The organism is Corynebacterium falsenii (genome assembly GCF_020099275.1).
In the GTDB taxonomy this organism is placed as follows: domain Bacteria; phylum Actinomycetota; class Actinomycetes; order Mycobacteriales; family Mycobacteriaceae; genus Corynebacterium; species Corynebacterium falsenii.
Genome location: NZ_CP083646.1, coordinates 794,890 through 820,384, shown reverse-complemented (window position 1 = coordinate 820,384; position 25,495 = coordinate 794,890). Strand labels below are relative to the sequence as shown.

Below are 25,495 nucleotides of genomic sequence, written 5' to 3'. Positions count from 1 at the left end.
GGGCAGGTGGCTAGTTGGTGGCTGGCGCGCCGGACTTCGCGTTGCGCAGAGACGCCGCCAGTTGGTCCAACGCCGTGCGGGCGGCATCCACCTCGGAACCGTTGGACAGGAAGGCGAAGGTCAGGGGGCGACCGTCGGCGGTCATGATGGTTCCCACGAGGGCGCTGACGCCAGAGAGGGTGCCAGTCTTGGCGCGGACCCATCCGGCCGCTGCCTCCGCGCCGGAGCCGGAACCGTAGCGGTTGGCGAGCGTTCCTTCGGCGGACGAGACGGGCAGTAGGTCGAGGATTTCTCGGGTCTTCTCCCCCGCCAGCACGCCGTTGAGGGCGATGGCGGTGAGGCGGTTGTCCTTACTCATTCCGGAGTTGTCTTTGAGGGTGACATTCTCCGTGGGGTAGCCATTGTTCTTCAGTGCCTCCAGGGTGGCCTCGGCGGCGCCGGCGAAGGTGGTGGGCTTGCCCATTGCTGCGGCCACGTCGCGGCCGATGGATTCGGCCAGCAGGTTATCGCTGTGGATCATCATGTCCCGCAGGCGCACGTCCAGCGGCGCGGACTTCACGGTACCGAGGATCTTATTGCCACCTTGCTGGGTGTCCTGGGCGGAGTCGCTGAGCGTCACGGTCGCACCGGTTGCACCCAGGGCGCTGGCCAGAGCCTCGCCGACGTCCTCGCCGGGGCTGTGCGAACGGGGCGAATAGGGATCGCTGGGGTCCAGGCGCCCGGCGTTGAGCATCACGGCATCGAGGTCGGCCACGTTGCCGCCGTCGATGTCTTGCGGATCCCACGTGGAGTTGAACACGTCCTTGCTGCGCACGGAGTTATCCACGATGATTTCGGAGACCTTCTGATCCCCCAGGGATTTTTTCACCTGGCCAGCCAGATCGCTGATCGTCGCCGGGTCGGTGAAGAAGCCCTTGCCCGGTTCGGTGGCGAGGGTGACGTCTCCGGTGGAGCTCAGCACGAGGGTGCCTGGCTTGGTTTCGGTGACCGTGGTGACTTCGCGCTGGTCGTTCGGCAGGGTGAGCAGTGCCGCCCCGGCGGTCAGCACCTTCGTGGAGGAGGCCGGAACCATCGGTTGGTTTTCCGACTTGTTCCACACCACCGTGTTCGAGACGAGGTCGGTGACCTGCGCGGCGAGGTTACCCAACGCGGGGTTCGCCGCCGCCTGAGCTACCGCAGCTTCCACGTCCGGCACCGTGCCCGTGTCATTCGGCCCGCGGAGAGCGGGCGTGGCCTCTGCAACGCTGGGCGCGGGCTGCACCTTGTAGGTATTGCGCCCTGCGAGCCACAGGGCAGCCACGATCACCACTGCAGCGATCACGAGGAACACTGCAATGGTCAGCAGCCACCGCTTGAGACGCTTGGGCTTTTTCGGCTGGGCCTTCTTCACCGACTTACTCACCTCACTCACACTAGCTAACGAAGGAGACATCGGACGCTATAGACTGGGGAAGGTACGTAAAAAGGGACGGACTAGATACGAGACTAGATACAAACTAGATACAAAACAGACGCATCTATCCCCATCCCCAACGCAATCAAACAGGTAAAGGACGGCGAGGAACTGCCCATGAGCAATCACGTTGAAGTCACCATCGAGATCCCCAAGGGTTCCCGGAACAAGTTCGAAGTGGACCACGAGAGCGGCAAGGTTTACTTGGACCGCTACCTGTTCACTCCCATGGCATACCCGGCCGATTACGGCTTCATCGATCACACCCTGGGCGAGGACGGCGACCCGTTGGATGCCCTCGTGATCCTGCCGGAGCCCCTCTACCCCGGCGTGATCGTCAAGGCCCGTCCGGTCGGCGTGTTCAAGATGACCGACGAGGCTGGCGGCGACGACAAGCTGCTTTGTGTGCTCGACGATGTCCGCTTCGACAAGTACCAGGACATCGACGATGTCGATGAGTTCACCCGCAACGAGATTGAGCACTTCTTCGTGCACTACAAGGATCTGGAGCCGGGCAAGGAAGTTCACGGCTCCGGCTGGGGCAACGCCGAGGAAGCTCAGAAGATCCTCGACGAAGCCATCGAGCGCTACAAGGGCTAGTCAGCCCTTTCGAGCACCTTTTGCCGCTGGGCGGCGATCTGGTGAGCGATCTCAATGAGCGCCGCACCACCCACGCCCACGGCCAATCCCGCGATCATCAAGGTGAGGTTGCCGGGGTGCAGCATCAGCAGCTCACGCAGCGGCGGCACGAGGAAGATCACTAGGTAGCCGCCCACGCAGCAGGCCAATAGGAGCACCTTCCACCAGGTCAGCGGGCGCGCCACGATGCACAGCACCCACAGCCCCATGATGATCAGCGCCAGCAGCACGGCCGTTCCGGCCTGCTGCCGTTGAATTTCCGGCACATCTGCGCCGGGGTAAATGATGATCCACATCGCCACGCAGATGCCGCCGATAAGCACGCCGGAGGGAATCGCCAGAGCCAGCACGCGCTTGACGAATCCCTCCCGCGGACGCTCTGTGTTCGGAGCCAAGGACAACACGAACGCCGGAATGCCAATGGTGAACCATCCGGTGATCGTCACGTGAATCGGCTGGAACGGGAACGCGATGCCGAGCACCGCCACCACCAGTGCCAGCACCACCGAGTACACCGTCTTCGTCAGGAACAGGTGCGCCACGCGCTCGATGTTGCCGATGACCCGGCGCCCCTCGGCAACCACGCGCGGCAGCGCGGAGAACTTGTTGGTGAGCAGCACGAGCTGCGCCACACTACGCGTCGCCGGCGCGCCCGATCCCATGGCCACGCCGATGTCGGCCTTCTTCAGCGCGAGCACGTCGTTGACGCCGTCACCGGTCATCGCCACCGTGCGGTTCTGTCGATGCAGGGATTCCACCATCTGCTGTTTCTGCTCGGGGCTGACTCGTCCGAAGACGTTGGCGCGCTTGATCTCCGCGTCGAATGCGTCCTGGTCAAGGTCATTGAGGGTGCGGGCATCGACCGCCACGAGCTCCCGGTCGGTCGCTTTGCGTGCGACGGCCGCCACGGAATCCGGGTTGTCACCGGAGATGACCTTGATGTCCACGTTCTGCTCGTCGAAGAACTCGAGCGTCTCCCGGGCATCGGGGCGCACTTGCTGGCGCAGCACCACGAGCACGGGTTCGTCGAGCTGTGGTGCGGAATCCATGCTGAGGTTGTCAGTATCTGCCCAGCGCTCACCATCGCTGCCCGCGACCTGGCCGAACACGAGGATGCGCAGCCCCTCGTCACCCAACTTCTTGGCGGTCTCCGCGGCGGCACCTCCCTCGCGCAGGAGCACATCGGGCGCGCCCATGATCCACGCGGTGGCATCGGAAGTGGTAAATCCGGAGAATTTGTACCGCGAGTTGAAGGGGATTTCTTGTCCCTGCCATTGTTCGGGTTCGACGCCACGCTCATGCAACCCGGCCACAATGGAGCGAGCGGTGTCGTTGAGGTCATCCTGGGCTCCCAGCATGGAGGCGAGGTTGCGCGCCCAGGATTCGTCTGCCTCGCTACCGTCGGCGGCGACGATGGAGTCGAGTTCCATCTCGTTGGTGGTGAGGGTGCCAGTCTTGTCCGTGCACACGGTGTTGACGCGGGCGAGGCCCTCGATGGCGACGAGCTCGTTGACCAGGGCTTTGAACTTGCCGAGGCGGATCACGCCCGCGGCGAAGGCGATGGAGGTCATGAGGATCAGGCCTTCCGGCACCATCGGAACGATCGCCGCGGCCATGGAGAGGATGGATTCGCGCACGCCCGTGCCGGAACGCACGAGCTGGGTCCAGATGGTGAGGATGCCGGTGGGGATCAGCAGCCAGGTGATGACCTTGAGGATGCTGTTGATGCCGTTCATGAGGACGGAGTCGGTGAGCGAGAACTCGCTGGCTTGGGAGGCCAGGCGGGCGGCGTAGGCCTCGTCGCCGACTTTATCGGCGCGGAAAACGGCGGAGCCTTCGTTGACGATGGAGCCGGAGAGGATCTCGTCACCTTCGCCCTTGCTCACGGCATCGGCTTCGCCGGTGAGCTGGGATTCGTCCACGCGCACGGAACCAGAGACCACGGTGCCGTCCACCACCACTTCGTCGCCGGAGCGGAGTTTGATGATGTCTCCGAGGACGACCTCGTGCTGCGGGATGGATTTCTCTTCGCCGTCGCGGATGACGGTGGGTTCTGATTCGCCGACGATGCGCAGCTCGTCGAGGGTCTTCTTGGCGCGCAGCTCCTGGATCACGCCCACTGCGGAGTTGGCGATAATGAGCAGGCCGAAGGCGGCGTTGATGATCGAACCGGTGGACAGCACGATCGCGCACAGCACGCCAAGGATGGCGTTGACGCGGGTGAAGATGTTGGCGCGCAGGATCTGGGCCACGCTGCGGCCGGTGCCGCTGCCCTGTGTGTTGACCTCGCCGCGCTTCGTGCGCTCAGCCACCTCGGCGGCCGTGAGACCCCTCGTAGGGTCGGTAGCAGCCGGAGACGCCGCGGACACGTGGTCGCTGGTATGCGCCAATTCAACCTCCTTCGTGGGCGGCCGGTGGGATGCGGCCGGGGTATTCCATCTATTTAACTCCATGACGGTAGCTGCACGGCCGCGACCCCGGTTCGTCTTATGAAGTTCATAGCGAAGACTGCGTAGCTGCGCGCCACTGTGACGGCTGGCGTAGACGTTTTTGCCTACAATGGGGTGGCATGAGTGAATTCGAAACAGTACAGCCCAAGGACGTTCCCGCGAACGCACAGCTCATCGACGTGCGTGAAGCAGACGAGTTCAACGATTGGCACGCGGTAGGTGCCACCAACATCCCGCTGTCTGAGTTGCAGGTTCGCTATTCCGAGCTGGATCTCAACAAGGACATCTACGTGATCTGCCTGTCCGGCGGCCGCTCCGCAAAGGCCTGCCAGTGGCTGGAGATGAACGGTATCGACGCCAAGAACGTGGCCAACGGCAGCTCCGGGTGGCGCGACGAGGGCCTCGCCATCTGGCGCAAGGAAGACGAGATCAGCTAACACTCTCACTACTACCGGGTGCACAACCCTGCACATTCCCGCACAGCCCAGTGCCCCTTTCAGTGCGGGCTGCAAAACCGCGGCAAAAGATGTCCAACATTCGGATAATGGGCACACCCAACAGTTAGACAGCCCCCATTGTTAGCGGTATATTTTGCAGTATGTCTGAATCCCTGCCGCTACCTACGGAACTCCTGTCCTCCCCGTCGTTCCAACTGGAGCGATTGCGGCGCAGAACCCGGGAGTTCGTTGAATCCTCCCTGGCCGAGCACGGATTCAACCTCCGCGAATACTGGATCCTCACATGCCTCGTCGATGGCGACGCCGCCAGTCAAGCCGCCCTGGGGGAAATTCTCGGCGTGGACCGGTCCGACATGGTACGGCTTGTCGATTCGCTCGAGAAGCGCAACCTCGCCAAGCGTGTCAAGGACGCGAAGGATCGGCGGCGGCAGATCATCTCCATCACCAAGAAGGGCGCGAAGGCTTACGATAGCCTCAAGCCCATCGTCACCAAGGCCGAGGACAAGGCCCTGGACGAATCCACCTCGAAGCAGCTCAAGCACCTGCGCAAACTCGCCAAAGCCACCATTGCTGGAGAAGAGAGCTAGGTACCGGTGACCGATTCCGAGCACACCCCCACAGCCACTCCGTCCCCCGACCTTCCTGCCCACCACATTCCAACCCACAACATTCCCACCCAGTACCTCCGCTCGCACGAGCCGCCCGAACCGCGCACGCTGTTCGACATCCTGAAAGCCACCGCTTCCGCCCACCCAGACGCCCCCGCCATCGACGATGGCGAGGGCATCGTCACGTATGCCGAACTGCTCGAAGAGGTCACCACCACCGCGCACTGGCTGCATTCGCGCGGCCTCGGGCGCGGCGACCGCATCGGCATCCGCATGCCCTCGGGCTCCCGGGCGCTGTACATCGCCATCCTGTCCACCCTCGCCGTCGGCGCCGCCTACGTGCCCGTCGATGCCGACGATCCAAACGAGCGCGCGGAGCTTGTGTTCGGCGAAGCGCACGTCAACGCCATCTACACAGCTGCGGGGTTGGAGATCGTGGTGGCGTCGAATATGACGGATACGTCGAATAGAGAAAGCGACGGTAGCAAAGAGTTCGGCCCCACAACCAGCACCGACGCGTGGATCATCTTCACCTCCGGCTCCACCGGCAAGCCCAAGGGCGTGGCGGTGACCCACCGCAGCGCCGCCGCGTTCGTCGACGCCGAGGCGGAGATGTTCCTGCGCGACGAGCCGCTCGGGCCCAGCGACCGCGTGCTCGCCGGCCTGTCCGTGGCCTTCGACGCCAGCTGTGAGGAAATGTGGCTGGCCTGGCGCCACGGCGCGTGCCTCGTGCCCGCACCCCGAGCGCTAGTGCGCAGCGGCGTGGACCTGGGCCCGTGGCTCATCGCCCGCAGCGTCACCGTGGTCTCGACCGTGCCGACGCTGGCAGGCCTGTGGCCGGACGAAGCGCTCGACGCAGTACGACTGCTCATCTTCGGCGGCGAGGCCTGCCCACCCGAGCTCGCGGCCCGGCTCGCCACCGACGGGCGCGAACTGTGGAACACCTACGGCCCCACCGAAGCCACGGTGGTGGCCTGCGCCACCACGATGGATGGCGTCTCGGCCGTCTCCATTGGCCTGCCGCTGCGCGGCTGGGACCTCGCGGTCGTGGACACTTCCAACCAGCCGGTCGCCATGGGCGAGACCGGCGAGCTCGTCATCGGCGGAGTTGGCCTGGCCCGCTACCTCGACCCGGCGAAGGACGCCGAAAAGTTCTCCCCCATGCCCGAACTCGGCTGGGATCGCGCCTACCGCTCCGGCGACCACGTGCGCCTCGAACCCGACGGCCTGTACTTCGTGGGGCGCGTGGACGACCAGGTGAAGATCGGCGGGCGGCGCATCGAACTCGGCGAGGTCGATGCCGCACTGTCCGCCCTGCCGAACGTGCGCAGCTCCGCCGTGGTCGTGCAGACCACCGGCGGTGGCGACAAGGTGCTTGTGGGCTACGTCTCCCCGGAGGCCGGCAGCGCCGAAGAGTTCGACCTCGCGCAGGCCCAGGCGGAGCTGAAGAACAACTTGCCCGCGGCGATGGTGCCTCGCCTGTGCCCACTGGACTCCCTGCCGGTGACAACCTCCGGCAAGGTAGACAAGAAGGCCCTGCCGTGGCCACTGCCCTCCCGGGGCGAGGCCCGGTTCGATACCCCCACCCAGGAGTGGCTGGCGGGATTGTGGTCCGACTCCCTCGGCACTGCCGTGACCAGCCCGGACGTGGACTTTTTCACCCTCGGTGGCACCTCGCTGGGCGCGGCCACGCTCATCGGACAGGTGCGCAAGCGCGTGCCCACAGTCAGCGTGCGAGACCTCTACGACCACTCGCGGCTGGGCGCGTTCGCGGAGTACGTCGATGACCTTGTCGACCTTGATGACCTTGATGACTTTGCCGAGTCCGGCAACGCTGCTGGCGCAGGTGCCGCAGGCAACAAGCCATCCCGGCACATCCGCCCCGTCTCGACGGGCACCCGGCTGGCTCAGGCGCTCATCCAGCTCCCCGCCATGACGCTCGCCGGGGCGCAGTGGGTCACGTGGCTCGTCGTCGCCAACGCGCTGCTCGCCCCGGTGCTGGATTATGCCCGGCCCGTCCCGGCCTGGCTGTGCATCGTGCTGCTGCTCATCTTCGCCACTCCCCTGGGCCGCCTGCCGCTATCGGCACTCATCATCCGCGGCCTCTGCGCTGGCATCACGCCCGGGGACTACCCGCGCGGTGGAGCCACGCACCTGCGGATCTGGGCGGCCGAACGGGTCGCCGACACCTCGGGCGCCCGGGACGTCTCCGGCGCCGCCTGGATCACCACCTTCGCCCGCTGGCTCGGCGCGGACGTGGGCAAGGGCGTGCAGCTGCACACCCTCCCGCCCGTCACCGGCCTGCTCAAGCTCGGCGACTACTGCTCCGTGGAACAGGAGGTCGACCTCTCCGGCTACTGGATCGAGGGCGACACCCTGCACGTTGGGCGCATTTCCGTGGGCCCCGCCGCATCGGTGGGCGCGCGCTGCGTGCTGTTCCCCGGCGCGCGCATCGGCGCCGGTGCGCACATCGAGGCCGGGTCCGCCGTGACCGATCGCAAGAAGGTCAAGTCGGGCAGCCGCTGGGCCGGATCGCCTGCGGTGAAGGTCGGCAAGGCCCGCACCCTTTTTCCTGACGACGCCGCGCCGCGCAGCTCCCGGTGGGTGGGTATCTATGCGGTGAGCGCCATCGTGTTGTCGTTGCTGCCGCTCATCGCCCTGTTCGCCGGTGTTGCCGTGGTGGTTGCGCTGGTGGGCCCGGACACTCCCTCGGGGGCGGGGATCGCCGCCACGATCGGGTGGAGTGCTGTGGCGGGGCTCATCGTCTTCGCCCTGTACGCCGGGCTGACGTGGGTGGCGGTAAGAGTCCTGTCGTTGGGCCTGCGTCCCGGCGTCGTTCCAGTAAGAAGCCTGACGGGATGGCGAATCTGGGCCATCGAACGCCTCATGGACGCCGCGCGCACCTACCTGTTCCCCATGTACGCCGCACAGCTCACGCCGTGGTGGTTCCGCTCCCTCGGCGCGAAGGTCGGCAAGGACGCGGAGATCTCCACCGCGGTGATGGTGCCGCTGTTCGCGGAGGTCAACCGCGGGGCGTTCCTCGCCGACGACACCATGGTCGGCGGCTACGAACTCGGCGGCGGTGGTTGGATGCGCACGGGTGTCACGAAGGTGGGCAAGCGCTCCTTCCTGGGTAACTCGGGCATCGCGGGACCGGAGCGGCATTTGAAGAAGAACTCACTGGTCGCGGTGCTGTCCTCCACCCCGGAAAAGACGAAGTCCGGCACCGACTGGCTGGGCTCGCCCCCGGAGCGGCTGCGGCGCGCGAAGGTCGAATCCGACGAGGCGGCCGGCGGCACCCGCACCTACAACCCCGGCTTCGGCCTCAAGGCCGCCCGCGGTGCGGTGGAGACGCTGCGCCTGCTGGCTCCCATGACGTCTGCGGCGCTGGCCGGCGGTTGCGTGATTGCACTGCAGGCAGCGCTGCTGCACTGGGGTGTGTGGCAGGCCTATGCTGTGGCGGGCCTGGTGCTCATCGCGGCTGGTTTCGTGGCGGCGGTGCTGACGGTCGCGATGAAGTGGCTGTGCGTGGGGCGGATTCGCCCGGGCGATCACGTGCTGTGGTCGCGGTTCGTGTGGCTCAACGAGCTGCAGGATCAGTTCGTGGAGACCGTCGCCGGCCCGTGGTTCCTGGCGCACACGCTGGGCACGGGATCGCTGAACATGTTCCTGCGCGCACTGGGTGCGCGGGTGGGCCGCGGCGCGTGGCTGGATTCCTACTGGCTACCGGAGGCTGATCTTGCAGCCGTGGGCGCCGGGGCTACGGTCGGTCCGGGATGTGTGGTGCAGACGCACCTATTCCAGGATCGCGTGATGAGCCTCGATGAGGTTCAGATTGGTGCGGGGGCCACCTTGGGCCCGCACAGCGTGGCTCTTCCGGCCGCCTCTGTGGGCGACGCCGCCACGGTCGGCCCCGCCTCATTGGTCATGCGCGGTGACCAGGTTCCCCCGGCCACGCGGTGGCAGGGCAACCCGATCGAGGTGTGGCGGCAACGCTAGTGGGCAGTGGCTTACCACCCGCTACTAGTCGCCGATCTGATCGCGACCGCGCTTGACGATCAGCGGATCGGGCTCGCCCACAACGTCGTGGTCCTTGCCGGTGTACTCGAACTTGGAGAGCACGTAGCGCATGGCGTTGATGCGGGCGCGCTTCTTGTCGTTGGACTTAATGGTGATCCACGGGGACTCGTTGGTGTCCGTGTAGCGGAACTGCTCCTCCTTGGCGCGGGTGTAGTCATCCCACTTGTCCAGGGAGGCGAGGTCCATCGGGGAGAGCTTCCACTGGCGCACCGGGTCGACCTGGCGGATGGCGAAGCGGGTGCGCTGCTCCTTGCGGGTCACGGAGAACCACAGCTTGGTGAGGCTGATGCCGGAGCCCATGATCATGTTCTCCAGCATGGGAACTTCGCGGAGGAACTCGGCGTGCTGGTCGTTGGTGCAGAAGCCCATGACGCGCTCCACGCCGGAGCGGTTGTACCAGGAGCGGTCGAAGAAGACGATCTCGCCGCCGGCCGGGAAGTGCTGGATGTAGCGTTGGAAGTACCAGGAAGTGGACTCGCGCTCGGAGGGCTTTTCCAGGGCGACGGTGCGAGCGCCACGGGGGTTGAGGTGCTCGTTGAAGCGCTTGATGGTGCCGCCCTTACCGGCGGCATCGCGGCCTTCGAAGAGGATGATGTGCTTCTGGCCGGTGTCCTTGGTCCAGTTCTGCCATTTCAGCAGCTCGATCTGCAGGGAGCGCTTGGTGGATTCGTACTCCTCGCGGCTCATGCGCTCGTCGTAGGGGTAGCCATCGCGCCAGGTATCGACGCGGTGGCCGTCTGGGGTGATGAGTGTGGGATCGTCTTCGTCCGAGTCGTCCACCAAGTACCCTTCGGTGGCCGCTAGGTCAACGATGTGGAAGTCATCATCAGACATTATGTAAGTTCTCCTCCGATTGGGTCCTGTGGGGACTGTTAGCCATACCCCTCCATTATAGGTTTTTGCATGCCTGAGTACCGAGTAAGAGAACGGGTGATTAGCCCCATTTAGAACGAAGTTTCCTCGCTGGTGTGTTGCTTGTAACCCGGGGGCTGCACTGTGTCTGCACGCCGATTGCGTTCCTCCGGAACGGTCGGAAGAGTCCAGACATGCACCAAGCCCGCGCGGTCACTGACAATGCCAGTGGCCGCGCGGGCTTTCGCGTGGGTTGCGACGTCTCGCGAGGGGGAAAGGTGCTTCGCGAGGGAGGGGTGTTGCCGGTGCTCTTAGAGGCCCAGTGCCTGCAGAGCGTTCGGGATCAGGCCGATGAGCTTAGCGATGACACCGACCCAGGAACCGAAATCGTTCATGAAGGTGAAGAAGGTCTCGGCGCTGGATCCGGTGGCGTCAGCGGTGGTGGCTGCGCCCTCAGCGGCGTCTGCGGCGTAGGTGAAGATATCCATTGTTGTTCTCCTTTGAAACAATGTGGATGGAATAGTGAGGAAGTGAGAGGTGCATGTTTACCGTGCCCCTCCTACTCATGCGAAGGAGGGGACGCGGAAGCGGTGCAGTGTCCGCCCTGGACTGGGCGCTACTTAAGCAGCGGGCTTAGCGGTGGGCTCAGCCGGGGAAGTGGTCTCAGCCGGGGAGGGGTCGACCGGAGTGGTCTCAACCGGGGTGGGGTCGACCGGGGTGGTCTCAACTGGAGGGGTCGGGACGCTCGGGTCAGTGGGTTCCACACCCTCGGTGCCGTTGGAGCTGCCCAGGCCGTGCAGTACGTCGGAGGAGCCGGTGAAGGCGTCGTCACCGTTGAGCAGGTTGAACAGCGGCTTGAAGAAGTCGCCGATGTTGGTCCAGAAAGTCGAGAAATCCTCGAGAATGGTCTTCAGAATGTCGAGATTCATGATTCTCCCATGTCAGAGTTTACGAACGCGCATTGTTTTGCGAGACAACAATGCGTGATATCAATGGCGGCTACACCTTCGCGGTTGCCTACATTGAGCGTATCGAAAACTGCCTGTTGGGCAAGAGTTTTATGAACTTTTCCTGGGTCGTGAAAAAAGTCAAGAAAGCGTAAGAAAATGAAGCCCCATCTTTATTGTTGGGCCCGTGGACTTCTAACCTGCAGCGTAAATCGTGACTCCGCTTTACTATTGACTTTCGTTAATTTTCCGTTCACGTTACATCGTAATTTGTGAATCCCCCTCATCGGAGGTACGGCAATGTCAGCGCGCAAACGCTAGGGGCAAACGCTGAGAGAACGCTAGGGCAAAAGAAATGCGCATCCCCTCCCCTTGTGGGGAGAGAATGCGCACGAAAGAGAAGGGGATGTGGCTCTTAGAAGCCGCCCATGCCCATCTCGTCGCCGCCCGGCATAGCGGGAGCTTCGGGCTCCGGCTTGTCGGCAACGACAGCCTCGGTGGTGAGGAACAGCGCTGCGATGGAGGCAGCGTTCTGCAGAGCGGAGCGGGTGACCTTCACCGGGTCGGAGATGCCAGCGCCCAGCAGGTCAACGTACTCGCCGGTTGCAGCGTTCAGGCCCTCGCCCACGGGCAGGTTGGCAACCTTGTCCACGACAACGCCCGGCTCCAGACCAGCGTTGTGAGCGATCTGCTTGAGCGGTGCGGTCAGGGCGGTGCGGACGATCTGCACGCCGGTGGCCTCATCGCCTTCCAGCCCCAGGTTGTCGTCGAGAACGTGAGCAGCCTGCAGCAGGGCAGCGCCGCCGCCGGCCACGATGCCCTCCTCGGCAGCAGCCTTGGCGTTGCGCACGGCATCCTCGATGCGGTGCTTGCGCTCCTTCAGCTCCACCTCGGTAGCGGCGCCGACCTGAAGCACGGCCACGCCACCGGAGAGCTTAGCCAGGCGCTCCTGCAGCTTCTCACGGTCGTAGTCGGAGTCAGCGTTCTCGATCTCCTGGCGGATCTGCTTGATGCGGCCAGCGAGCTGCTCAGCGGAACCAGCACCGTCGACGATGGTGGTGTCGTCCTTGGTCACCACGACCTTGCGTGCGGTGCCCAGCAGCGGGAGATCAGCGGTCTCGAGGGACAGGCCAACCTCTTCGGCGATAACCTGGCCGCCGGTGAGGATGGCGATGTCCTGCAGCTGAGCCTTGCGGCGGTCACCGAAGCCCGGTGCCTTCACAGCCACGGACTTGAAGGTGCCGCGGATCTTGTTGACCACGAGGGTGGACAGAGCCTCGCCCTCGATGTCCTCGGCGACGATCAGCAGCGGCTTGCCGGACTGCATGACCTTCTCCAGGAGGGGCAGCAGGTCCTTGACGTTGGAGATCTTGGAGCTGACGAGCAGGATGTAGGGATCCTCGAGCACAGCCTCGCCGCGCTCAACGTCGGTGGCGAAGTAGCCGGAGATGTAGCCCTTGTCGAAGCGCATACCCTCGGTGACTTCGAGGGTCACGCCGAAGGCGTTGGACTCCTCAACGGTGATGACACCGTCCTTGTTCAGCTCGCCATCGCCGACCTTGTACATTGCCTCGGCGATGAGCTTACCGATTTCCTCATCGGCGGCGGAGATGCCAGCGGTTGCGGCGATCTGCTCCTTGGTCTCGATTTCCTTGGCGTTGTCCAGCAGCTGCTGGGTGACCTTCTCCACGCCAGCCTGGATACCGCGCTTGATGCCCATGGGGTTAGAGCCAGCGGCAACGTTGCGCAGGCCTTCGCGAACCAGTGCCTGTGCCAGGACGGTTGCGGTGGTGGTGCCGTCGCCAGCGACGTCATCGGTCTTCTTGGCAACTTCCTTGACCAGCTCTGCGCCGATCTTCTCGTACGGGTCCTCGAGCTCGATCTCCCGGGCGATGGTGACGCCGTCGTTGGTGATCGTGGGGGCGCCCCACTTACGCTCTAGGACGACGTTACGGCCCTTGGGGCCGAGGGTTACCTTAACCGCGTCTGCCAGGGTGTTCAGACCCTTTTCCAGACCACGGCGTGCTTCTTCGTCGAATGCAATCATCTTAGCCATAAGGCTTCGATCCTCCGTTGGGGTTGGCGCGACACATGCGGTTCAGACTCAGCGCCCGCGACGGCACGGATGGGCGAATGTCGCGGCGCCCACCCTCACTGGATCTGACGGTGTTTTCATTTAGCACTCGTTGTGCTTAAGTGCTAAGCCCGTTTTAGCACTCGGAGTGGTCGTGTGCAAGGTGACGGGCGCTCAGCAAGCCCCGTCACCCCGTGTCCAATTATCCCGTGCCCTATGACACTGTGTCCTATTACACTGGGGTGGCATGAACTTCAGTGCAGAAAAGATCACCGCCATGATCGACGAGAAGATGCCGCAGCTGCAGCAGGATCTCACCGAGCTCGTGGCTTTCAAATCGATTCACTCCACCCCCGGCCTCGAGGAAGACAATTCCGGCGCCGCACAGTGGGTTGTCGATGCCTACACCAAGGCCGGCATCCCTTGTGAAGCCATCGACACCGCCGATGGATCCAAGACCGTTGTGGGCCACCGCCCCGCCGCCGAGGGCTTCCCCACCGTCCTTCTCTACTCGCACTACGACGTGCAACCCGCCGGAGACGTCAACGAATGGACCTCCGACCCCTGGACCCTCACCGAACGCGACGGGCGCTGGTACGGCCGCGGCTCCTCTGACTGCAAGGGCCACGTGGCCATGCACCTCGCCGTACTAAACGTCATGCGCGAGCTCGCCGAAGACGGACACGAGGACTACGGAAAGCTCGGCATCCGCGTGATCGTCGAAGGCTCCGAGGAGCGCGGCGGGTACGGCCTCGAAGACCTGCTGGAGCAGCGCCCCGAACTGTTCGAGGCTGACCTGTTCATGATCGCCGACTCCGGCAACGACGCCCTGGGCGAGCCCAGCGTGTGCACTGCCCTGCGCGGCTCCGCCCCGGTGAAGGTTCACCTCAAGACCATCGAACAGCCCATGCACTCCGGCCAGTACGGCGGCGCCGCACCGGATGCCCTGCTCGAGCTCATCAAGCTGCTGTCGACCCTGCACGATGACAATGGCTTGGTTGCCGTCGAGGGTCTGCAGCCGAAAAACCACTGGGATGGCGTCGGACCCGATAATGAGACCTTCCGCGAGAATGCCGGCGTGCTCGATGGGGTGAACGTGATCGGCGTGGACGAGGGCTTTGAGCCGAACGACCTGACCGTGAGCAACCCCTCGATCACCGTGACGGGGTTGGATTCACTGTCGGTTGCGGATTCCATCAACTCCGTGCCCGCCACCGCCGCCGCGGTGGTCAGCCTGCGCGTGCCGCCGGGACGCGACCCGAAGGAGTGCCAGGACCAGCTCATCGCCCACCTGGAGAAGCACCGCCCCAACGCGATCATGGAGATCGAGCGTGTCGCCCGCGCCGAACCGTTCAGCGCTGATACCTCCGGCCCATACCTGCGCGAGTTCTCCGAGGCGATCGGCGAGGTGTACGGCAAGGAGACGGTCGAGGTGGCATCCGGTGGGTCTATCCCGCTGACCAACAAGCTGCTGTCGAAGTTCCTGGAGGCCGAATTGGCGCTGTACGGCATCGAAGAACCACTGTGCCGTATCCACTCTGCGGACGAGTCCGTTTCACCAGTTGAGATTCGGGACATTGCGGCCTCTGAGCTGCTGTTCCTCACTCGGGTGGCAGGCACCGCGGCCAACAAGTAGCCGCCACGCCGACGCTCCGCAGGTCAGCGGGGGCACCCGCCGCATCACCCGGATTCCGCAAAAGTATTTGCCAGCCCGGGTGATGCGCATTACATTGTTATCTCATGAGCAACATTCTCAAGCGAGTACCCAACCCGGGTGGAGGCGAGGACTGACCCCTCCACGACCGGGGTTAGACGTATAAACGCTTGAGAGTCGGTCCACTTCCTTACACACATCCAGGAAGCCCAGTCCGCACACGAGACACACACCAGGGACCGATAGACCAATGAATGACTCAATGTTTGAATCCGAAGGCACCATGAACGCCACCACCTTGATCCGCTTCGCCCGCCCGGAGGCTGCCCGCCCCACGTACGAACCGGAACCCCGCCTCCGCCGCTCCACGGCGAAGACGTTCACCCGCTCCACGCCGACCCGCATTGAGAAGCGTCGCCAGCGCACCCGCACCTTCGCCGAGGATCCGTTCCGCGCACGCTTCGGCCAGCGCCTCCCCATGGGCATGCGCCAGGAAGCCCGCGGCATGGAGTGGAAGAACTTCATCCGCACCTACGCCCCCGGCACCATCCGCGTGGAGGCCATGCGCAGCGAGCGCAAGTCCCTCGGCAAGCACGAGTTCTCCATCGCCATGACCGGCCTGCGCGCCGACGGCCAGGGCACCCGCGTGACCATCACCGCCATGGGCGCTTCCTCCGCCATGACCGAGATCCTGGCGGATCACGGCTACCGCGTGGAGATGCTGGAATTCCACCAGTTCTCCATCTTCGAGGCCACCGCGACGTTCATCTACACCGTTCACAAGTCCAAGCGCGTGTGGGCTGTTGGCTTCGGTGCCGACCGCGACCTGTCCATCGCCAACGCACTGTGCAACGCCGCTAGCCGCCTGCACTTCTAAGCAGGATCGCAAGGCTGGGCCGCTGAGCGGTCCTGACGACCCTCTGTCACTGACAGCGCTCCCTCAGCAGAAACACCATTTCTACCGGGCGGAGCGCTTCAGTGCTTCCACGGTCACATCCACCGCTGCAACCCACGCCTCCGGCTGTGTGAAGCCCTCTTCGGCTCCCACATCGCCCCGCATGCGCGTTCCCGGCTCCAGCGCAGCACCAGCAGCTCGGGCAGCCTCGCGCTGGATGGCATAGTCGCCCCCGCGATCCAGCACTGCCGGCACATTACCCAGCTCCTCGGCGCAGCCCAGCTCCTCTGCGATGGACATCAACCGCTCCACCCACGCGCGGATCTCGTCGGTCACCAGCGCCTCGTTGGTGTCGCGGTCCACGATGATTTCCGCCTCCAAGCCGTAACGAGCGGCACGCCACTTGTTCTCGGCCACGTGCCACGGCTGCAGGGTGGGCAGCACCGTGCCTGCCGCACCATCCGCCCCCTCAGCGGCATCCCACTGCCTCTCGAAGTACACCACGAGGCAGTGCACGTACGCGCTGATCGCGGCCAGGACCCACACTTCCATCGTCGCATCCGCGAAGCGCACCTCTACCGTGCCGTACTTCGTGGGCCGCACGTCGAAGTGCATGGAGCCGGTGTGGTTGATCACGCCGGAGCGGTCCTGGTCGCGGTTAAACTCCTCCCACTGCTCCCATGTCTCGAACTGGTAGGGAATACCCGCTGTCGGCAGCTGTTGGTAGAGCAAAGTGCGGTTGGAGGCATATCCCGTGTCCAGCCCTTCCCAGGCCGGGGAGCTCGCGGACATTGCGAGCACGTGCGGGTACTGCGTCATCACCGCGTTGATGATCGGCCAGACCTTGTCCTTGCTGCCCACGCCCACGTGCATGTGGATGCCCCAGATGAGCATCTGGCGGCCCCAATACTGGGTTCGTTCGATGATTTCCTGGTAGCTGGACTTGCTGCTCAGCAGCTGGTCACCCCAGTGCGCGAACGGGTGCGTTCCCGCGGAGAACAGTTCCACCCCCAGCTCCTCGGCGGCCACCAGCAACTGTCCCAGTTGCTGTCGCAGATCAGCCACGGCCTCGGGGACGGTGCGGTGCACGCCGGTCACCATTTCCACGGTGTTGGCCAGAAACTCCCTGGTCACCCTGTGGCCGGGGTGGTCGCGGTCGAGAATGTCTAGCAGTTCCCCGGCGCGGGGTACGAGGTCTTTGGTCTCTGGATCAACCAGCGCCACTTCCCATTCAAGTCCAATGGTTGGCTCAGAGCCGGGGAAGTCCATGGGGTGTCCTCACGTCAACAGGTGCATTCGAATGCGTGGCCGCGCAGGCAACCCCGCCGGTGCACATGCTACTCCGCCGGGGTTTCACCCATCGCAGCCACTGCGGTTTAACTGCGGGCTTAACTCTCGCCCTAGCGCGGCATATCGTTGGTCGTCACCACGATCACTCCGGCGGGCGGCGGTCCCTCCAACATCCGGGCCCCGGCGATCGCCTGGTCGGTCTCGGGCGTGCGTTCCTCGGCCTTCAGCCCCAGGTCTCGGGCCACAGCTTCCGCGTTGGCCTTCGCTTGGGCGTCGCCCTTGGGGTACAGCACCACGGAGGTGGGGAAGGTTCCGGACTGGTCCGGTAGGTTGCCTACGCCCGTCTTCTGCCACTGGTCGCGGCCGAGCTTGCCCGCGACATCGCCCGCGAGTCCCTGCACGCGGGAGTTGTTCAGCACGGTGATGTAGGCATTCTTCTTATCGACGCCACCCTGCGCCCCAGCGTTCCCGGCCTGATCCTGTGGGGCTGGCTGGGCCTGCCCCTCCTGGCTGGCATTGGGATCCTGCGGCGCCGGGGCGGTGCTCTGGTCGGTAGTGGCAGGTGCCAGGCTGTTTCCCGGGGTGCTGGCTTCCTGAGCCGTGGTGGAATCGGAGCCGGAATCGTCGTCTCCGCTCATCAGGGAGTATCCGCCCCAGCCAATGAGGATGATGGCCACGGCCAGCAGGATCATGGCCAGGCCACGCAGCGGTAGCCCCTTGGGCTCTTCGGCCTGGGGCTGACGGTCGCCGGCTGGTTCGTCGAAGGTGAACGCTTCGTCGTACCCGTTTTCGTAGCCGTTCTCGTAGCCGTCGTTGTAATCGTCGTCCAGGGAATGGCGTGGTCGATGAGATTCAGTCACGCCCCAATCTTAACTCCCGTCACATCGGTCACAAATGCGACGCGCGGGAAAGTGAAAGACTGATCGGCTGGTGTTACCCATCCCGGCGGCGCAGCAGCATCCGCACCAACACCGGGTCGTAATCCAGGGCGTCCGGCTGCGAAATCAGGTTGTTGAGCTGCTGAAAGTAGCGCACCGGAGACACCCCAAACTCGCTACGGATGGCCTCCCGCTTCGCACTGGGGTCGCGCCACCATCGCCGTTCAAAGTCCAGCATGTGGATGTCTCGGTCCGTCAACATGGTTCAAGATTCTAGACTGTAAACCATGACAATCATGCCCATCGTTATCGCAGGCGATCCCGTGCTGCACAACCCCACCGAGCCGATCGAGCTGGCGGATGGTTCCATCCCCGAGGATCTTGCCACCCTCATCGCCGACATGTACGAGACCATGGATGCCGCCCACGGGGTGGGCCTCGCCGCCAACCAGGTGGGAGTGAACAAGCGCGTGTTCGTCTACCACTGTCCCGACATTGAGGGACCGGATGGCGAGCGCCTCAGCGAGGAGGAGATCGAGGCCAACGGCGGCCCCATGCGCCGCGGCTGCGTGATCAACCCCGTGCTGGAAACGAGCACCATCCCGGAAACCATGCCGGATGAGGAACTCGACGAGGAAGGCTGCCTGTCCGTTCCCGGGTACTCCTTCCCCACCGGTCGCGCCGACTGGGCGCGCGTGACCGGCACCGACGAGCACGGCCAGCCCGTCACCGTGGAGGGCTACGGATTCTTCGCGCGCTGCCTGCAGCACGAGACCGGCCACCTGGACGGCTACCTCTACACCGACATGCTCATCGGCCGGTGGAAGCGTGCCGCGAAGAAGGCCATCAAGTCCGAGGGCTGGAAGGAAGCAGGCCACACCTGGACCCCCGGCGTGGATGCCGACCCCTTCGGCCACGACGATTAACGCTCCCCCACCGACCATGAACACCCCCTACACCTCCTATAGCGCCGCTGCCGCCGGCGCCCGCCGCGTCCCCGGCTTGGACTTTCCCATCTCTCGGCGCACCGACCCCGTCAGCGTGCGGCCGGGCACGCGCGTGATCGTGCGCCGCCTCCTCGATACCCCAGATGACCACGGCCACACCGTCACCGACGTGATTGGAACACTGGTCTCCACGTCGCCGCTGCGGGTTCGAGCGCATTCACCGCAGGACAACCTGACTGCCGCTGACGACGCAACAGACGCGCAACGCACTGTGGAAATCGACCCACGTAGCGTCGTCGTGCTTAAAACACTGAGCACCAAGCCGGTTCGCAACAGGGATATCCGCGCCGTGGAGCAAGCGGCGGCCGCGGCGTTTCCCGGCAAGACCAACCGCATGATCGGCGGGTGGCTGGCTCGGGCTGGCGACGGGATCACGGAGCGCTCCAACTCCGCCGTGCCCATCGGGCCGGAGGCCGCGACCTCGGCACTGCCGCTCGACGAGATCCACGCGTTCTACCGCGAGCACGACCTGCCCACGCAGCTGCTCGTTCCCGACCGCATCGGACGCGCCGCCGAGAACGTGGCCGGTGAGCGGGGCCCGGAGATCATCGTGATGACCCGGGATCTGAAGAGCACAGACGCCCCAGACGCCACAAACTCCCCAGCCACCCGCCCACCCGAGCTGTCCGCCGGGGTGGAGATCACCGTAACCGATCAACCGGACGAAGACTGGCTGTCCATGTACCACTTCCGCGGCGAACCGCTGCCGCGCCACGCGCTCGAGCTGCTGTGCGAGCGCATCGACGGCACGCTGGGCTTTGCGCGCCTCACCGTTGATGGGCAGCTCGCCGCAATCACCCGCGGCACGATCACCCGCGGCGGGGAACACACGTGGCTGGGCTATTCCGCCGTGGAGGTCGCCGAAGATTTTCGACGCCAAGGCCTCGGCACTCTGCTGGGCCGTCACATGCTGTACTGGGGCACCGCCGGAGGGGCGGATGGAGCCTACCTGGATGTCATCAGCACCAACGTGGCCGGGCGAGGGTTGTATCACAATCTGGGTTTCGGAGAGCATCATAGACACCGCAGCGTGCGGGTGGGCTAGCCTATATCCATGCGCATCGCAACGTGGAACATTAACTCCGTCCGGAAGCGGGAGCAGCGAGTACGGGACTTCCTGGAGCGCTCCGACGTTGACGTGCTGTGCCTGCAGGAAACCAAGTGCACAAACGCACAGTTCCCCGACTTCACGGACACCGGATACGAGCAGGCCCACAACGGGGGAAGCAGCTTCAACGGCGTGGCTCTCCTCTCGCGCGTGGGGTTGGACAACGTGAGCACGGAGTTCGGCCAGCCCGGGTTCTCTAAGGACCTGTCGAAGGAGCCCGCTGTGGAAGCCCGGGCGATTGGCGCGGAATGCAATGGGGTGACGGTGTGGAGCCTGTACGTGCCCAACGGCCGTGAGATCGCGGACCCGCACTACACCTACAAGCTGCGCTGGCTGCACGCCCTGGCCGACTACGCGGCTCAGGGACCGGAGAAGCTGTGCCTCGTGGGCGATTTCAACATCGCGCCGCGTGACGAAGACGTGTGGGATCGCAGCTACTTCAACGGCAAGACCCACGTGACACCCCGGGAGCGGGCGTGCCTCGACGAGCTGGAGAAGGCCGGTCTCACGGCCGCGACGGATCTCATCAAGGATGAGTACACCTACTGGGATTATCAGGCCATGCGTTTTCCCAAGAACGAGGGCATCCGCATTGACTTGCAGTACGCTCGCGGGATCACCGCGGAATCCGCCCGCGTGGACCGTGATGAGCGCAAGGGCAAGGAGCCGTCCGACCACGCCCCCGTCATCGTCGACTACAGCTAATGACAAGCTAATTACAGCTAACAGACCTGTGTAGAGCTGTGTAGAGCCCCAGGGCCAAGAACCGCCAAAGGAGAGCCACCCCATGACGTTCAATGTGTTCAACCTTGTGCTCAACATGGCCGATGACCTGCAATGGTGGCAGGTGGCGCTCATCGTGCTGGACTACACCTTCAAGTTCGTAGCGCTCGGTTGGGTTCCCGCAGATCGGCGCCCCACCTCGGCCATGGCGTGGCTGTTGGCGATCTTCCTCATTCCCTTCCTGGGACTGTTCCTGTTCTTCCTCATGGGTTCGCCCTACGTCAACCGACGGCGCCACCGCATCCAAAACGAGGCAAACGAAGCGATCCGAACAATCAGCGCGGACGAGCCGGATATCCCCGATGGCAACGATGTCAACGACGAATTTCGCAGCATGGTGCAGCTCAACCGCGAGCTCACCGCCATGCCCGCAGTGGATGGCACGCTCACACAGCTCTATACCCACTACACGGATTCCATCGAGGCGATGGTGCGCGCCATCGACAAGGCACGGGAATACGTCAACGTGGAGATTTACATCATGGCGTGGGACGACACGACCGAGCCGTTCTTCCTAGCCCTGGGACGCGCCGCGCACCGCGGGGTGAAGGTGCGTGTGCTGTGGGATCACCTGGGCGCCCATAAGTACGAGGGCAACAAGGATCTCGGCAAGAAGCTCACCTCCATGGGCATCGAATGGGCAGTCATGCTCCCCCTGCAGCCGTGGCGCTGGCGCTTCCGCCGACCCGATCTGCGCAACCACCGCAAGCTCGTGGTGGTCGATGGAGACGTGGCGTTCATGGGCAGCCAGAACATGATCGAGGCACCCTACGAGAACAAGAAGAACCACGAGATCGGACGGCATTGGGTAGACATCATCGCTGAGGTGCGCGGCCCCGTGGTCGCCACGATCAATTCCGTGTTCGCGGTGGATTGGTACACGGAAACTGATGAATCGCTGGATCTCATCGCTCCCGGCACGATGAAGGAAAACCTGCGGGACAGCAATTCCGATACGGGCAAGGACCTCATGCAGATCGTGCCCAGCGGACCCGGGTTTACCACGGAGCCGAATCTGCGGCTGTTTACCTCCATGGCCCACCACGCCAAGCGCAAGCTGCAGATCGTCAGCCCGTACTTCATCCCCGATGAGTCCCTCATGGAAGGCGTGACCACGGCGTGTTACCGCGGCGTGGAGGTGGAGCTGTACGTGTCCGAGGAATCCGATCAGGCGCTTGTGGGGCATGCGCAATCCTCGTACTACCGCGAGTTGCTCAAGGCCGGGGTCAAGATTTACCTCTACCCCGCCCCGGCCGTGCTGCACACCAAGTGCGCTGTCGCCGACGACGACATTGCCGTGATGGGAAGTTCCAACATGGACATGCGCTCGTTCGGTCTGAACTATGAGATTTCGATGATGACTGGCAAGGGTGAGCTTATGAATCAGCTCGTGGCTCTTGCGGAAGAATACAAGGAGAAGAGCACTCTGCTCACCGCCGAGGAGTGGGAGAAGCGCCCGTGGCACAAGAAGTATCTGGATAACGTGGCGCGCCTGACCAGCGCCCTGCAGTAACGCGCCCTGACGCGGACAAAGCTGGCCTGAATGCCGATTCACCCCCGGCATTTTGGCAAAATTCACCAATCCCCAAACTATTCCCCTGTCTCCGTTACTCTGTTACCAAAACATGTAGCCATAGCAATAAATAGGACGCACACGATGTACAACGATTCACCAAGCCAGTCCGCGCCCCAACCCATCCGCGGACGCCGGGCACCCGAGGTGTTGCCCGAAGTGGATGTCGCCGAGATCGCGGCCAGCGTTTATGACTTCCTCTCCGCCACCCGCCGGCTGATGGAGCGCCCTAACCAGAAACTCGCCATCTCCCAGTCCGAGATCGAGGTTCTGCAATTCGTCGCCCAACACCCCGGCTGCGGCGTATCCGATATCGCCCGTCTGCGCTTCCTCCGCGCCTCCAACGTCTCCGCCACCGTGCGGCGACTCATCAACAACGGGCTCGTGAAGCGCCAGGCCAACAGCCAGGACAAGCGCGCCCAGGATCTCTTCCTCACCGACGACGGCGTGGAGATGATGAACTCCATCACCGACGAGTGGGCGCTGCTCATCGCCCGCGCCACCCGCCGCATGGACGCCCGCGACATCGCCAAGCTGCGCCGCGGCGTGCCCGCGCTGCGCAACCTCTCGATCGCCGCAGAGACGCTCATCGACGACATGCAGCGGGAAAGCACCGGCGAGTAGTTCTCACCCGCTAGAACTCAATCAGTCGGCACTCGCTGACCGCGAGGTGAAGGAGACCAACTTCCCCACAACCGCACCGGCCGCGCATACAGCCATGACAATGGCCATGGAAGCCAGCTTGTTGTCACCCACAGCAACAAGCGGGCTCACCAGACTTCCCACCGCGAACTGGCTGGCCCCCAGCAGCGCCGACGCGGCACCCTGACGGCCCGTGGCCATCCCCTGAGCAATAGCAGTGCTGTGCACCATGCACAGCGCCGTTCCGCTCGTCAGCACAAAAGTGCTGGCGACCACCGGAACCACCACCGGGTCCGTCAGCGTGACGATCCCCAACGACAGCGCACCCAGGGCCACCAACGTGACACCCACGGCTTGCAGACGCTGCGAAGACACCCGGCCAGCCAACCGCCCGCCGATGATGTTTGTGACAATGAGCGCCGAGGCGTTGATCGCGAACACCACCGAGTACATGCCAGCGCTCAGCCCCAACTGCTGCTGCAGTACCACGGAAGAGCCGGAGATAAACGAAAACATGGCTCCGAAACCGAGGCCGAAGACCACGAGGTTGGCCACGAACGGGCGAACCGTTAGCAACCCACCCATGTTGCGAAACGTTCCGGCCACTCCCGTGCCCGTACGTTGATCCGGCGGCAGGGACTCCGGGAGCCGCAGCGCCACCAGAAGCTGTGCCACGGCGATGATCACCAGCAGCCAGAACACCGCACGCCAATGGAACACCCCGGCCACGGCCGCGCCGATGAGCGGCGCGATAACGGGAGCAACACCCACCACGGTCATCATGACGGCGTACGCCTTCGCCGCCCGGGCACCAGATACCCGGTCGCCGACGATCGCGCGCGCCAGCACCACGCCCACGCCGCCGGCGGTGCCCTGCAACAAACGCCCCGCAATAAACACCTCGATGGTCGGGGCAACGGCGCACACGATCGACGCCGCCACGGCCAAAATCATTCCCGATATCAGCAGCTTGCGCCGGCCGCGCTCGTCAGACAAGGGGCCGATGAAGACCTGTCCCAAGCCCATGCCGAGCATGAAGAACGTGATGCCCAACTGAGCCATCGGAGCCGTGGTGGAATAGTCCACGGCAATCTGGGGAAGCGAGGGCATGAACATATCCATGCCTAGCGGGCCAGCCGCTGAGAGCAGAGCTAACCCCAACAAAACAAAGATCCCCATCCCCGGGCGGGGATGGGGCTGCCGCGTCGAATCGCTTTCGCCAGAAACCATAATAGGCTTACCTTACCAAGCGGCATGGGGTGACGTCGAAGTGACGAGAGACCCCAGGGTTAGGCATCCCGCTTCTGCAGCGCGACCACACCGGCGATGAAGATCACCGCGGCGATCCCCGCAAAGTAGGCGATGCTGCCGACCTGACCCCACGGCGCATCGGGAGTGTCCATCATCAACGTGGCATTTTCCATGTTCTTGAAGGGCATGTAGGGCGGGAGGTAGTCCCGAACCTTGGGGAGCAGCTGCACCAATGTCTGCTCGATCACCAGCACCCACAACAGGATCAGGGAGATGCCACCGGCGGTGTGGCGCACAAGGTAACCCACCCCGATTGCCACGGCCACGGCCAGAACGGCATAGAGCACGCCGCGGCCGATCATGGTCCAAGCGCTATCGGCGCCGAGGCCAACGTTGGTGAGCATGGCTGCATCGTCGATCTTGGTCCCGAGCGTCCACTGATAGACCAGGATGGACCCCGCAGTGCTGATGAGAGAAATCACCGCCGCGATCAGGCCGTACACCAGGAACTTCGCAACCGGAACGGGCCAGCGCTTAGGGGTGGCCAGCAGGGTTGTCTTGGACGTGTTCGAACCATAATCGCTGGTGACGGTCAGAACACCCTGAATGAGGATGACCATGAGCCCAAAGAAGAGGAAGCCGCTCAGGGCCGAGGAGTTCTTTAGCGAGTTCATCATCGCCGAATAGATATCCGGCTCCTTGGCCGGGTCAGTGTTGGCCAGGGTGCTGCCGGTGAGAAGCCCCATGAGGAGGGTGAACCCGAGGGAGAACACGATGACCAGAACAGAGGTCCACCACAGAGACTTGGTAGTGCGGAGCTTGATCCACTCGGAACGTGCGATTCGGAGCATGA

Annotated in this window: 23 protein-coding genes; 12 read left to right on the top strand and 11 right to left on the bottom strand. The window is 64.1% G+C overall.

Features of this window, described 5'->3' with window-relative positions; translation table 11 throughout:
• Nucleotides 1-10: 10 nt before the first annotated feature.
• The gene (gene dacB, locus LA343_RS03650; protein ID WP_224209214.1) at nt 11-1,402 is read right to left on the bottom strand and encodes a D-alanyl-D-alanine carboxypeptidase/D-alanyl-D-alanine endopeptidase; all 1,392 of its coding nucleotides are present in this window, start codon (nt 1,400-1,402) and stop codon (nt 11-13) included.
• A 168-nt stretch (nt 1,403-1,570) separates the two neighbouring features.
• On the opposite strand from dacB, the gene LA343_RS03645 reads away from it, so the two are divergent.
• Nucleotides 1,571-2,053 carry an inorganic diphosphatase gene (locus tag LA343_RS03645; protein ID WP_025402006.1) on the top strand — a complete coding sequence of 161 codons (483 nt, stop codon included), beginning with the start codon at nt 1,571-1,573 and terminating at the stop codon, nt 2,051-2,053.
• On the opposite strand, the gene LA343_RS03640 is transcribed toward LA343_RS03645, so the two are convergent.
• Nucleotides 2,050-4,545: an HAD-IC family P-type ATPase gene (locus LA343_RS03640; RefSeq protein WP_081737257.1), complete on the bottom strand. Its 2,496-nt coding sequence runs from the start codon at nt 4,543-4,545 to the stop codon at nt 2,050-2,052. The genes LA343_RS03645 and LA343_RS03640 overlap by 4 nt on opposite strands.
• Before the next feature lie 116 nt (nt 4,546-4,661).
• On the opposite strand from LA343_RS03640, the gene LA343_RS03635 reads away from it, so the two are divergent.
• The 3 genes from LA343_RS03635 (at nt 4,662) to LA343_RS03625 (ending at nt 9,607) form a co-directional block, all read left to right on the top strand.
• Entirely contained in the window at nt 4,662-4,979 is a 318-nt protein-coding gene (locus LA343_RS03635) for a rhodanese-like domain-containing protein (RefSeq protein ID WP_025402004.1), read from the top strand.
• 161 nt (nt 4,980-5,140) lie between these two features.
• Entirely contained in the window at nt 5,141-5,587 is a 447-nt protein-coding gene (locus LA343_RS03630; RefSeq protein ID WP_025402003.1) for a MarR family winged helix-turn-helix transcriptional regulator, read from the top strand.
• Nucleotides 5,588-5,593: 6 nt separating this feature from the next.
• Nucleotides 5,594-9,607: a Pls/PosA family non-ribosomal peptide synthetase gene (locus tag LA343_RS03625; RefSeq protein ID WP_052337504.1), complete on the top strand. Its 4,014-nt coding sequence runs from the start codon at nt 5,594-5,596 to the stop codon at nt 9,605-9,607.
• A gap of 24 nt (nt 9,608-9,631) precedes the next feature.
• Here the strand turns inward: LA343_RS03625 and ppk2 are convergent, their stop codons facing one another.
• From ppk2 to LA343_RS11715, 3 genes are all read right to left on the bottom strand, one after another.
• A complete protein-coding gene (ppk2, locus tag LA343_RS03620) occupies nt 9,632-10,522 on the bottom strand; it encodes a polyphosphate kinase 2 (protein WP_025402001.1) in 891 nt (296 codons plus the stop codon).
• A gap of 329 nt (nt 10,523-10,851) precedes the next feature.
• The gene (locus tag LA343_RS03615) at nt 10,852-11,028 is read right to left on the bottom strand and encodes a hypothetical protein (protein ID WP_224209213.1); all 177 of its coding nucleotides are present in this window, start codon (nt 11,026-11,028) and stop codon (nt 10,852-10,854) included.
• A 132-nt stretch (nt 11,029-11,160) separates the two neighbouring features.
• On the bottom strand, nt 11,161-11,469 hold the full coding sequence (locus tag LA343_RS11715; protein WP_025402000.1) for a hypothetical protein: 309 nt from the start codon (nt 11,467-11,469) through the stop codon (nt 11,161-11,163).
• 50 nt (nt 11,470-11,519) lie between these two features.
• On the opposite strand from LA343_RS11715, the gene LA343_RS11710 reads away from it, so the two are divergent.
• Nucleotides 11,520-11,642 carry a hypothetical protein gene (locus tag LA343_RS11710; RefSeq protein ID WP_263436973.1) on the top strand — a complete coding sequence of 41 codons (123 nt, stop codon included), beginning with the start codon at nt 11,520-11,522 and terminating at the stop codon, nt 11,640-11,642.
• Between the two features lie 260 nt (nt 11,643-11,902).
• On the opposite strand, the gene groL is transcribed toward LA343_RS11710, so the two are convergent.
• Nucleotides 11,903-13,543 carry a chaperonin GroEL gene (groL, locus tag LA343_RS03605; RefSeq protein WP_025401999.1) on the bottom strand — a complete coding sequence of 547 codons (1,641 nt, stop codon included), beginning with the start codon at nt 13,541-13,543 and terminating at the stop codon, nt 11,903-11,905.
• A 265-nt stretch (nt 13,544-13,808) separates the two neighbouring features.
• Here groL and LA343_RS03600 point away from each other — a divergent pair, with 265 nt between their 5' ends.
• Together LA343_RS03600 and LA343_RS03595 are read left to right on the top strand one after the other, a co-directional pair.
• Nucleotides 13,809-15,197 carry a dipeptidase gene (locus LA343_RS03600; RefSeq protein WP_039910851.1) on the top strand — a complete coding sequence of 463 codons (1,389 nt, stop codon included), beginning with the start codon at nt 13,809-13,811 and terminating at the stop codon, nt 15,195-15,197.
• 268 nt (nt 15,198-15,465) lie between these two features.
• Entirely contained in the window at nt 15,466-16,092 is a 627-nt protein-coding gene (locus LA343_RS03595) for a hypothetical protein (protein ID WP_224209212.1), read from the top strand.
• An 81-nt stretch (nt 16,093-16,173) separates the two neighbouring features.
• On the opposite strand, the gene LA343_RS03590 is transcribed toward LA343_RS03595, so the two are convergent.
• From LA343_RS03590 to LA343_RS03580, 3 genes are all read right to left on the bottom strand, one after another.
• Nucleotides 16,174-17,379, bottom strand: coding sequence for a glutamate--cysteine ligase (locus tag LA343_RS03590; RefSeq protein WP_025401997.1), 1,206 nt, complete (start codon nt 17,377-17,379; stop codon nt 16,174-16,176).
• 131 nt (nt 17,380-17,510) lie between these two features.
• On the bottom strand, nt 17,511-18,260 hold the full coding sequence (locus tag LA343_RS03585; protein ID WP_025401996.1) for a LytR C-terminal domain-containing protein: 750 nt from the start codon (nt 18,258-18,260) through the stop codon (nt 17,511-17,513).
• Between the two features lie 73 nt (nt 18,261-18,333).
• Nucleotides 18,334-18,540, bottom strand: a complete 207-nt coding sequence (locus tag LA343_RS03580; protein WP_025401995.1) for a DUF3263 domain-containing protein — start codon at nt 18,538-18,540, stop codon at nt 18,334-18,336.
• A 25-nt stretch (nt 18,541-18,565) separates the two neighbouring features.
• Between LA343_RS03580 and LA343_RS03575 the strand changes: the two genes are divergently transcribed.
• From LA343_RS03575 to LA343_RS03555, 5 genes are all read left to right on the top strand, one after another.
• Nucleotides 18,566-19,204 carry a peptide deformylase gene (locus tag LA343_RS03575; RefSeq protein WP_025401994.1) on the top strand — a complete coding sequence of 213 codons (639 nt, stop codon included), beginning with the start codon at nt 18,566-18,568 and terminating at the stop codon, nt 19,202-19,204.
• On the top strand, nt 19,176-20,330 hold the full coding sequence (locus LA343_RS03570; RefSeq protein WP_396021870.1) for an N-acetylglutamate synthase, CG3035 family: 1,155 nt from the start codon (nt 19,176-19,178) through the stop codon (nt 20,328-20,330). The genes LA343_RS03575 and LA343_RS03570 overlap by 29 nt, the downstream gene beginning before the upstream one ends.
• 9 nt (nt 20,331-20,339) lie before the next feature.
• Complete coding sequence (locus LA343_RS03565; protein WP_025401992.1) at nt 20,340-21,098, top strand: exodeoxyribonuclease III; 759 nt, start codon at nt 20,340-20,342, stop codon at nt 21,096-21,098.
• 82 nt (nt 21,099-21,180) lie between these two features.
• A complete protein-coding gene (gene cls / locus LA343_RS03560; RefSeq protein WP_025401991.1) occupies nt 21,181-22,689 on the top strand; it encodes a cardiolipin synthase in 1,509 nt (502 codons plus the stop codon).
• Nucleotides 22,690-22,833: 144 nt separating this feature from the next.
• The gene (locus LA343_RS03555) at nt 22,834-23,373 is read left to right on the top strand and encodes a MarR family winged helix-turn-helix transcriptional regulator (RefSeq protein ID WP_025401990.1); all 540 of its coding nucleotides are present in this window, start codon (nt 22,834-22,836) and stop codon (nt 23,371-23,373) included.
• 21 nt (nt 23,374-23,394) lie between these two features.
• Here LA343_RS03555 and LA343_RS03550 read toward each other — a convergent pair whose 3' ends face one another.
• Together LA343_RS03550 and LA343_RS03545 are read right to left on the bottom strand one after the other, a co-directional pair.
• Nucleotides 23,395-24,570 (bottom strand): multidrug effflux MFS transporter, encoded by a 1,176-nt coding sequence (locus tag LA343_RS03550; RefSeq protein ID WP_039911105.1) that lies wholly within the window; start codon nt 24,568-24,570, stop codon nt 23,395-23,397.
• Nucleotides 24,571-24,680: 110 nt separating this feature from the next.
• Nucleotides 24,681-25,493 (bottom strand): DUF2705 family protein, encoded by an 813-nt coding sequence (locus LA343_RS03545; RefSeq protein ID WP_025401988.1) that lies wholly within the window; start codon nt 25,491-25,493, stop codon nt 24,681-24,683.
• Between the last annotated feature and the right edge of the window lie 2 nt (nt 25,494-25,495).

What these genes read in the sequence shown, in the direction of transcription:
- LA343_RS03645 (WP_025402006.1), top strand. Translation starts at nt 1,571, where the DNA reads ATGAGCAATCACGTTGAAGTCACCATCGAGATCCCCAAGGGTTCCCGG.
- LA343_RS03640 (WP_081737257.1), bottom strand. Translation starts at nt 4,545, where the DNA reads ATGGAGTTAAATAGATGGAATACCCCGGCCGCATCCCACCGGCCGCCC.
- LA343_RS03635 (WP_025402004.1), top strand. Translation starts at nt 4,662, where the DNA reads ATGAGTGAATTCGAAACAGTACAGCCCAAGGACGTTCCCGCGAACGCA.
- LA343_RS03630 (WP_025402003.1), top strand. Translation starts at nt 5,141, where the DNA reads ATGTCTGAATCCCTGCCGCTACCTACGGAACTCCTGTCCTCCCCGTCG.
- ppk2 (WP_025402001.1), bottom strand. Translation starts at nt 10,522, where the DNA reads ATGTCTGATGATGACTTCCACATCGTTGACCTAGCGGCCACCGAAGGG.
- LA343_RS03615 (WP_224209213.1), bottom strand. Translation starts at nt 11,028, where the DNA reads ATGGATATCTTCACCTACGCCGCAGACGCCGCTGAGGGCGCAGCCACC.
- LA343_RS11715 (WP_025402000.1), bottom strand. Translation starts at nt 11,469, where the DNA reads ATGAATCTCGACATTCTGAAGACCATTCTCGAGGATTTCTCGACTTTC.
- LA343_RS11710 (WP_263436973.1), top strand. Translation starts at nt 11,520, where the DNA reads ATGCGTGATATCAATGGCGGCTACACCTTCGCGGTTGCCTACATTGAG.
- groL (WP_025401999.1), bottom strand. Translation starts at nt 13,543, where the DNA reads ATGGCTAAGATGATTGCATTCGACGAAGAAGCACGCCGTGGTCTGGAA.
- LA343_RS03600 (WP_039910851.1), top strand. Translation starts at nt 13,809, where the DNA reads ATGAACTTCAGTGCAGAAAAGATCACCGCCATGATCGACGAGAAGATG.
- LA343_RS03595 (WP_224209212.1), top strand. Translation starts at nt 15,466, where the DNA reads ATGAATGACTCAATGTTTGAATCCGAAGGCACCATGAACGCCACCACC.
- LA343_RS03590 (WP_025401997.1), bottom strand. Translation starts at nt 17,379, where the DNA reads ATGGACTTCCCCGGCTCTGAGCCAACCATTGGACTTGAATGGGAAGTG.
- LA343_RS03580 (WP_025401995.1), bottom strand. Translation starts at nt 18,540, where the DNA reads ATGTTGACGGACCGAGACATCCACATGCTGGACTTTGAACGGCGATGG.
- LA343_RS03575 (WP_025401994.1), top strand. Translation starts at nt 18,566, where the DNA reads ATGACAATCATGCCCATCGTTATCGCAGGCGATCCCGTGCTGCACAAC.
- LA343_RS03570 (WP_396021870.1), top strand. Translation starts at nt 19,176, where the DNA reads ATGCCGACCCCTTCGGCCACGACGATTAACGCTCCCCCACCGACCATG.
- LA343_RS03565 (WP_025401992.1), top strand. Translation starts at nt 20,340, where the DNA reads ATGCGCATCGCAACGTGGAACATTAACTCCGTCCGGAAGCGGGAGCAG.
- cls (WP_025401991.1), top strand. Translation starts at nt 21,181, where the DNA reads ATGACGTTCAATGTGTTCAACCTTGTGCTCAACATGGCCGATGACCTG.
- LA343_RS03555 (WP_025401990.1), top strand. Translation starts at nt 22,834, where the DNA reads ATGTACAACGATTCACCAAGCCAGTCCGCGCCCCAACCCATCCGCGGA.
- LA343_RS03550 (WP_039911105.1), bottom strand. Translation starts at nt 24,570, where the DNA reads ATGGGGATCTTTGTTTTGTTGGGGTTAGCTCTGCTCTCAGCGGCTGGC.
- LA343_RS03545 (WP_025401988.1), bottom strand. Translation starts at nt 25,493, where the DNA reads ATGCTCCGAATCGCACGTTCCGAGTGGATCAAGCTCCGCACTACCAAG.